Annotated in this window: 8 protein-coding genes; 7 read left to right on the top strand and 1 reads right to left on the bottom strand. The window is 72.9% G+C overall.

Annotated features, from left to right (window positions below):
• The first annotated feature begins 12 nt into the window (after positions 1-12).
• The 6 genes from AB0J52_RS18255 (at position 13) to AB0J52_RS18230 (ending at position 5,861) form a co-directional block, all read left to right on the top strand.
• Positions 13-174 (top strand): aldehyde dehydrogenase family protein, encoded by a 162-nt coding sequence (locus AB0J52_RS18255; RefSeq protein ID WP_500182772.1) that lies wholly within the window; start codon positions 13-15, stop codon positions 172-174.
• Entirely contained in the window at positions 162-1,067 is a 906-nt protein-coding gene (locus AB0J52_RS18250; protein WP_500182771.1) for a 3,4-dihydroxyphenylacetate 2,3-dioxygenase, read from the top strand. Before AB0J52_RS18255 ends, AB0J52_RS18250 begins: the two co-directional genes overlap by 13 nt.
• Positions 1,064-1,912, top strand: a complete 849-nt coding sequence (locus AB0J52_RS18245; protein ID WP_500182770.1) for a fumarylacetoacetate hydrolase family protein — start codon at positions 1,064-1,066, stop codon at positions 1,910-1,912. The genes AB0J52_RS18250 and AB0J52_RS18245 overlap by 4 nt, the downstream gene beginning before the upstream one ends.
• Before the next feature lie 32 nt (positions 1,913-1,944).
• The gene (locus AB0J52_RS18240) at positions 1,945-2,133 is read left to right on the top strand and encodes a ferredoxin (protein WP_500182769.1); all 189 of its coding nucleotides are present in this window, start codon (positions 1,945-1,947) and stop codon (positions 2,131-2,133) included.
• A gap of 30 nt (positions 2,134-2,163) precedes the next feature.
• Positions 2,164-3,345: an NAD(P)/FAD-dependent oxidoreductase gene (locus AB0J52_RS18235; protein ID WP_500182768.1), complete on the top strand. Its 1,182-nt coding sequence runs from the start codon at positions 2,164-2,166 to the stop codon at positions 3,343-3,345.
• 275 nt (positions 3,346-3,620) lie between these two features.
• Positions 3,621-5,861, top strand: coding sequence for an RCC1 domain-containing protein (locus tag AB0J52_RS18230; RefSeq protein WP_500182767.1), 2,241 nt, complete (start codon positions 3,621-3,623; stop codon positions 5,859-5,861).
• A gap of 147 nt (positions 5,862-6,008) precedes the next feature.
• Here the strand turns inward: AB0J52_RS18230 and AB0J52_RS18225 are convergent, their stop codons facing one another.
• Entirely contained in the window at positions 6,009-6,581 is a 573-nt protein-coding gene (locus tag AB0J52_RS18225; protein WP_500182766.1) for a MarR family winged helix-turn-helix transcriptional regulator, read from the bottom strand.
• 200 nt (positions 6,582-6,781) lie between these two features.
• Between AB0J52_RS18225 and AB0J52_RS18220 the strand changes: the two genes are divergently transcribed.
• On the top strand, positions 6,782-8,227 hold the full coding sequence (locus AB0J52_RS18220; protein ID WP_500182765.1) for an APC family permease: 1,446 nt from the start codon (positions 6,782-6,784) through the stop codon (positions 8,225-8,227).
• Positions 8,228-8,298: the final 71 nt, after the last annotated feature.

The raw sequence follows: 8,298 nt of genomic DNA, 5'->3' as shown, positions 1-8,298 counted from the left end.
CTCGGCGGCCGGCTGGTCGCCGGGACGGTCTGGGTGAACTGCTTCTTCGTCCGCGACCTGCGCGCCCCGTTCGGCGGCTCCCGGCAGTCGGGCGTCGGCCGCGAGGGCGGCGACTGGTCCTTCGACTTCTACTGCGACCTGAAGAACACGGTGACGGCCCCATGGGAGAAGTAGTCGGCGCGGGACTGCTCGCGCACGTCCCCACCATCGTCCTGCCCGAGGTCACCCGCCGCGAGCTCAACAACGGCGAGGACTCCACGCTGGTCTCCGGCCTGCAGCGGCTGCGCGCCGAGGTCTTCGACCGGGACGACTACGACACCGTCGTCGTCCTCGACTCGCACTGGGCGACGACCGTCGAGTTCGTCGTCACCTCGCACGAGCGGCGCGCCGGGCTCTACACGTCCGACGAGCTGCCGCGCGGCATGTGCCGGATGCCCTACGACATCCCCGGCGACCCCGAACTCGCGCACGCGATCGCGAGGCACGCCGGGGCGCAGGGCACGTGGATCACCCCGGTGGACGACCCGTACCTGCCGATCCAGTACGCCACGGTCAACCTGTGGGAGTACCTCGGCGTCCGGGACCAGCCGTACCTGGACCGGCCCGGCAAGAAGTGGATCTCGATCGGCGTCTGCCAGACCGCCGACGTCGAGGACAGCCTGCGGCTCGGCCGCGCGCTCGCCGCGGGGATCGCCGACACCGACCGGCGCGTCCTGCTGATCGCGTCCGGCGCGCTCTCGCACACCTTCTGGCCGCTGCGCGAGATCCGCGACCACGAGTCCGCCGACCCCGCGCACATCCGCACCCAGGAGGCGCGCCGCGCGGACGAGGAGCGCATCGAGTGGTTCGCCAAGGGCGACCACGCCCGGGTGCTGGACACGATGCCGGAGTTCCTGAAGTTCAAGCCCGAGGCGCGCTTCGGGCACTACCTGATGATGATCGGCGCCCTCGGCGAGCGGGACTGCACCGCCCCCGGACGCCTCTACGGCGAGTACGAGAACAGCGTCGGGACGGGCCAGGCGCACATCTGGTTCGACCGGCCCGAGAACGGATGGACCTCCCGATGACCGTCGAATACCGCCGCATCCTGCTGGACGGCGCGGTGACCCGCGTCGTGCGCGACGGCGAGGAGCTCGTCGCGGCCGACGGCCGCCGCGTCGGCGTCGAGGACGCGGTGCACCTGCCGCCGGTCGAGCCGTCCAAGATCGTCGCGGTGCACCTGAACCACCGCAGCCGGGTCGAGGAGTTCCAGACCTCGCTGCCGCCCGCGCCGACCTACTTCCACAAGCCGACCTCGGCGCTGAACGCGCACGGCGGCGCGGTCGTCCGGCCCGAGGGCTGCAAGTACCTCAACTACGAGGGCGAGATCGCGATCGTCATCGGCCGCACCGCGCGCAACATCGCGCCGTCCGAGGCGGGCGACTACATCGCGGGCTACACCGTGGCCAACGACTACGGGCTGCACGACTTCCGCGACACCGACGCGGGCTCGATGCTGCGGGTGAAGGGCTCCGACACGCTGTGCCCCCTCGGCCCCGGCCTGGTCACCGGCTGGGACTTCCGCGGCAAGTACCTGCGCACCTACGTCAACGGCGAGGTCGTCCAGGACGGCTCGACCGACGAGATGCAGTGGGACATGCACTACCTCGTCGCCGACATCGCCCGCACGATCACCCTCAACCCGGGCGACGTGCTGCTGTCGGGCACCCCGGCCAACTCGCGCCCCGTCCAGCCCGGCGACGTCGTCGAGGTCGAGGCCGAGGGCCTCGGCCGGCTCCGCAACCACATCGTCACCGGCCCCGTGCCGGTCCGCGACGACTGCGGCGCCCAGCCGACCGAGTCCGAAGAGGTCGTCTCCACCGCCTTCGGCGGCGACTGGGAGTTCCGGGGCGTCCGCGCCCCGCGCCGCTGACCCCCTGGTTCGTTCGAGAGGAAACCACCCCCATGAAGATCATCGTGGACATGGACCGCTGCCAGGACCACGGCCAGTGCGTCTTCTCCGCCCCCGACGTCTTCCGCCTGAACGACGAGGGCCACCTGGAGCACGAGGAGACCGCCGACGAGTCGCTGCGCGACGCCGTCGAGGAGGCCGCGGACGTCTGCCCGCTGCAGGCCATCACCATCGAGGGCTGACCGGGGCCCTCCCGGCGTCGTGAGGAAGGGATGAGCATGCGGCGGATCGTCGTGGTCGGCGCGTCCATGGGCGGGCTGCGCGCGGCCGAGCAGTTGCGCGCGGCGGGGTTCACCGGCCACCTGACCGTGGTCGGGGACGAGCCCCACCGGCCCTACAACCGTCCGCCGCTGTCCAAGGAGGTGCTCGCCGCCGAGGTCACGCACGAGGCGGTCGCGTTCCGGATGCGCGCGTCGGTCGCGGACGTGGACTGGCGGCTCGGCATGCCGGTCGTCGCGTCCGACCTGGCCGCCCGCACGCTCACCCTCCTGGACGGCTCCTCCCTCGCCTACGACGGTCTGGTGGTGGCGACGGGCCTGCGCGCCCGCCGCCTGCCGCAGCCGGGCCTGGAGGACCGCCGGCACGTCGTCCGCACCCTGGACGACGCGACCCGGCTCCGCGGCTGCCTCGTGCCCGGCGCCCGCGTCGTCGTGATCGGCGCGGGCTTCGTCGGCTGCGAGGTCGCCGCGACGGCCCGCAAGCTCGGCGCGGACGTCACGGTCGTCTGCGCCGCCCCCGAACCCCTGATGAACCCGCTCGGCCCCGACCTGGGGGCCGAGCTGCGCCGCCGGCACGAGGCGCAGGGCGTCCGCTTCCTGCTCGGCCGCACCGTCACCGCCTTCGGCGACGACCCCTCGGCGTCCGCCGACGTGCTGCTGTCGGACGGCACGGCGCTCGCCGCCGACGTCATCATCGAGGCGGTCGGCTCGACGCCGTGCGTGTCCTGGCTGGACGGCAACGGCCTGGACCTCTCCGACGGCGTCCTCTGCGACGCGGACCTGCGCGTCGAGGGCCGTCCGGACGTCGTGGCCGTCGGAGACGTCGCGCGCTTCCCCAACCCGCGCTACGACGGCGTGTGCCGCCGCGTGGAGCACTGGTCGATCCCGACCGACACCGCGCGCAAGGCCGCCCGGACGCTCCTCGGCGTGGACGCCCCGCCGTTCGCACCCCTGCCGTCGTTCTGGAGCGACCAGTACGACCTGCGCATCCAGTCGTTCGGCGCACCGGCCCTGGGCTGCGACGACATCCGCGTCCTGGAGGGCGACCCGGCCACCGAGTGCGCCGTCGGCTACCACCGCGACGGCGAGCTGGTCGGCGTCGTCCTGCTAGGCCTGACGTCCGCGATCCCCCGCTACCGCAAGCAGCTCATGGACGCCTTCGCCGCCACCGTCTGACCACCAGCCGACCCCCGACCCGGGACCCCGACCCGACTCCCGACCCGGCCCCGATGCCGCGTCCCGGAGCCGTGTAGATCATTTGCCGGGCGGCAGGCGGCCCTTTTGCATGATCATTAGATGGCCGCCGGTAGACAGGTAGTCGCTAGCTGTGACGGCGGGGTGGTCCCGCCGTCCGACTTCCGTCCCGGTCGGCCATGAGGCGGCCGAGGGCGCCGGCGCCGCCGTGACCGTGGGCCTCCGCGCGCCGGGCGAGCGGCACTGGGGGATGCGCGATGACGGTGTGGCCGATCGGCGAGCGGACCGGGGCGGGCGCCGCCCGGAGACGGTCCCGGGTGCGGGGAGCGCTGGCGGCGGCGACCGCCCTGCTCATGGCGGTGTCCGTGATCGCGGGACCGGTGGCGGCCCGGAGCGCGTCCGCCGCGGCGCCGCCCACCAGCTTCGCCTTCGCCGCCGGCGAGAACTCCGCCGGGCAGTTGGGGGACGGTTCCACCTGGGACCGCACCAGCCCGGCGCGGGTGGCCCTGCCCGAAGGCGTCACCGTCACCGAGATCGTGGGCGGCGGCGGCCACAGTGTGGCGTTGACCACCGACGGCCGCCTTCTGGCCTGGGGCGCCAACCTCTACGGCCAGCTGGGCGACGGCACCGACATCACGCGGATCACCCCCGTCTTCGTGGAGCTGCCCGACGGGGTCACCATCACCCAGGTCTCGGCCGGTCGGTACCACAACCTCGCGGTGACCTCGGAAGGCCGCCTCCTGGCCTGGGGCAACAACGAGTACGGCCAATTGGGCGACGGCACCACCACCCAGCGCGACACCCCGGTCTACGTGGAGCTGCCCGACGGGGTCACCGTCACCCGGGTCGCCGGAGGCGAGCAGCACAGCCTCGCGGTGACCTCGGACGGCCGGGTCCTGGCCTGGGGCCGCAACTACTACGGCACGTTGGGGAACGGCACCACCACCCCGCGCACCACGCCCGGGTACGTGAACCTCCCTGACGGAGTCACGGTCGACCAGGTCGCCGCGAGCACCACCCACAGCGCGGCGGTCACGTCCGACGGCCGGGTCCTCACCTGGGGCAACAACGAGAACGGTCAGCTCGGGGACGGCACCCTGACCCAGCGCAACAGCCCGGTGTTCGCGTTGGTGCCCGAGGGGGTCAGGATCACCCAGGCGGCCACGGGCTACACCCACACTCTGGCGTTGACGTCCGACGGCCGGGTGCTGTCCTGGGGCGGCAACACCTACGGCCAGCTGGGGATCGGCTCCACCGCCGGGCCCGAGACCACTCCGGTGGAGGTGGAGCTGCCCGACGGGGTCACCGTCACCCAGGTCGCCTGCGGCTGGGCCCACAGTGTGGCGCTGTCCTCCGACGGCCGGGTGCTGGCCTGGGGCCGGAACGTCTTCGGGCAGTTGGGGGACAACAGCACCAACCAGCGCAACAGCCCGGTCTGGATGAACCTCTCGCGGCGATACAAGGCCACCTCGGTCGGCGCCGGATTCCAGCACTCCCTGCTGCTGGCCGAGCCGACCAGCAGCGGCACGTCGCTGACCGCCGACCCGTCCGAGGCGTTCACCGGCGAGGAGGTGAGACTGACCGCCACGGTGACCTGCAGTGCGGGAGTCCCGACCGGCGTCGTCGCCTTCTTCGAGGGCGACACGTACCTTGAGACCGTCCCCCTGGACGCCGAGGGCGTCGCGACGCTCAGGACCACCGCGCTGGGCCAGGGACAGCACGACATCACGGCCCGCTACTACGGAGACGAATCCTGCCCGCCGTCCACGTCCGAGCCGGTGACGGTCACGGTCACCGGTCGTCCGGCGATCACGTTGACCAAGTCGGCCGACCCCACGGCCTTCTCGGCCGCCGGTGAGACGATCCGGTACTCCTACCGGGTGACCAACACCGGCGAGGTACCGATGACGGACGTGGGCATCAGCGACACCCTGCACGGCCTCTCGGCCGTCACCTGCGCGGAGACGACCCTGGCGCCGGGAGAGCACACGGAGTGCTCGGCCACCTACACGACCACCCAGGAGGACGTGCAGGACGGCTCGGTCCGCAATGTGGCGACGGCGCACGGCACCGCGGAGGGCGCGACCACGCCCAGTGAGTCGGCTCCGGCGGAAGCAACGGTGCACTTCAGGGAGCCTCCCGGCGGGAAGCCCGGGATCAGGCTGCGCAAGTCGGTTCGTCCGGCGCACTATTCCAGGGTGGGCCAGGTGCTCCACTTCCGCTACCGGGTGACCAACACGGGCGACGTCACGCTCCGCCGCGTCCGCGTCGACGACAGGCTGCGCGGCCTGTCCGCGATCCACTGCCCGGCGCGGACGCTGGCGCCGGGCCGCTCGATGACCTGCAGCGCCACCTACCGCGTCCGCGCGGGGGACGTCAGGTCGAAGATCGTCCGGAACCGCGCCACGGCGTGGGGGTGGCCGTCCGGGGCCGGCCGTCCGGTGAGGTCCAGGCCGTCCGCGGCCGTGGCCTACGGCCACGTCGCCGTCACGGGATAGCCGGGGTCGCCCGCCGCCTCGCGCTCTCGCGGGCCGGCGGTATCCGGTGGACGCGGTCCGGCCTGCCGGGGAGGCGGCTCAGGCGCCGCCGCCCCGGCAGCCCTGCGTTTCCGTTCGTTCGCTCCGTGCGTCCCCGGGGTCCGCGGATCAGAGGCGCGGGCGGCGGCCCGAGCGGCGGGGTGGGGGAGGGGAGTCGCCGAGGAGGGACTGGCGGCGCTCGTCGCCGTCGGCCTCCAGGTGCTCGACGATGGCGCGCAGGGAGTGCGCGAGGGTCTGGCTCTCCTCGCGCGTCAGGGGCGCGGCGACGAACGTCTCCTCGGCGTTGAACGCGGGGAACAGGTCGCACATCAGGGCCTCGCCCTCGGTGGTGAGGCGCAGCAGGACGAGCCGTCCGTCGGTGGCGTGCTGGTGGCGTTCCAGCAGGCCGCGGCCCTCCAGGGTGCGGACGACGCCGGTGAGCGTGCCCTTGGAGATGCCCGCCTCCTCGGCGACGTGCCGGGTCTCCATCTCCTCCCAGATCCACACCACCCACAGGACGACGAAGGCCGTCCAGGTGAGGTCGGCGCGGCGCAGGACCGAGCCCTCCACGTGCTGCCGGATGGCGGTGGCGGCGCGGTAGATGTTGGAGACCGCCATCATCGCGTCGTGCCGGATGGGCACGTCGCCCAGCCGCCGCTGGATCGCCTGCTCGGTCTCGCCGAGGGTGTGATGCCCGGTCACGCGCTCTCCTCCGTCGTCGGCCTGGCCCGAACCTACCCTTGTCGGCGCTCGTTTGAATCCGTACGATCCCTGGAACCCGGAAGTCGTGCGGGGCCGAATGACCCTTTTCGTCCTGCATGTCGGGCAGCGGCGGGCGATCCGCGCCGCGCCCTCCGACGTAGCCCCCGGGCGACCCCACCCCGCCCAGCCTGGAGCCGCTGATGGCGATCTCAGACGTCGCATCCCCCCTGTCCGCTCCCGCCGACCAGCCCGGACGCCGCATCGGCGTGCCCGGCATCGTGTTCTTCGTCGTCGCCGCGTCCGCGCCGCTGACCGTCGCGGCGGGCGGCATGCCCACCTCGTTCGCGGTGTCCCGGACGCTCGGCATCCCCGCCCTGTACGTCGTGCTCGGCGTCCTGCTCGTCGTCTTCACCGGCGGTTACGCGGCGATGAGCCGGTCGATCGCCAACGCCGGCGCCTTCTACGCCTACGTCACCCACGGGCTCGGCCGCGTCGCCGGGGTCGGGACGGCGTTCGTCGCGCTGCTGTCGTACAACACCATGCAGGTCGGCCTGTACGGCATCTTCGGCTTCACCACGGCCGATCTGCTCAAGGGCAAGCTCGGCTGGGACCTGCCGTGGTGGGCCGTGGCGCTCGCCGGGGTCGCGGTCGTGGCCGTCCTCGGGTTCCGCCGGATCGACCTGAACGCGCGGGTCCTCGGCGTCCTGCTCGCGATCGAGTTCCTGACGGTGCTGGTGTTCGACCTCGCCCAGTTCACCGGCGCGCCGGACGGCGTCTCCACCGAGCCGCTCGGCTGGGGCGCGGTCCAGACGGGCGCGACGGGCGCGGCGATGGTCGCCGCGATGGCCAGCTTCATGGGCTTCGAGGCGGCCGCGATCTACAGCGAGGAGTGCCGCGACCCGCGCCGGACGGTCGCCCGCGCGACCTACATCGCCGTCGCGGTCATCGCCGGGTTCTACGCGTTCACCGCGTGGGCCATGACGATCGGCGCCGGCCCGAGCCAGATCATCGAGCGGTCCGGGAAGGAGGGGCCGGGGATGGTCTGGGGCCTCGCGACCCAGCACGTCAACCGGACGTTCTCTGACACCGCGCAGTTCTTCCTGGTCACGAGCCTGTTCGCGGCCCTGCTGTCGTTCCACAACGCGGTCGCGCGCTACTTCTACTCGCTCGGGCGGGACGGCGTCCTGCCCGGCGCGCTCGCCCGGACGCACGCCAAGCACCAGTCCCCGCACATCGGGTCGGCGACGCAGACCCTGCTCGCCGTCGTCGTGGTCGTCGTGTTCGCGGCGTCCGGCAAGGACCCGGTGCTCACGCTGTTCAACTGGTTCACGAACCTGGGCGCGCTCGGCGTGATGCTGCTGCTGGCGCTGACGTCGGCGGCCGTCGTCGCGTACTTCGTCAGGGACGCGCGCGGCGAGAACCTCTGGAACCGCCTCATCGCGCCCGTCCTCGCGGGCCTCGGACTGGCCGCGCTGTTCGTCGTCTGCCTGCGGAACTTCGACGCCCTGCTCGGCGCGGACAAGGACTCGCCGCTGGTCTGGGCACTGCCCGGCATGATCTTCGTGTTCGGGCTGGTGGGCGTGGTGTTCGCGCTCGTCCTGCGGGCCCGGCGTCCGGAGGTCTACGAGCGCATCGGCCGGGGCTGACCCCCACCGCGCGGAAGCGGCGTGGCTCCGGCTCGGCGTCCATCACGACCGGGACCCGCGGCTCGCGCCGC

The organism is Spirillospora sp. NPDC049652, assembly GCF_040675125.1.
In the GTDB taxonomy this organism is placed as follows: domain Bacteria; phylum Actinomycetota; class Actinomycetes; order Streptosporangiales; family Streptosporangiaceae; genus Spirillospora.
This window is presented reverse-complemented; position numbering and strand designations above follow the sequence as displayed.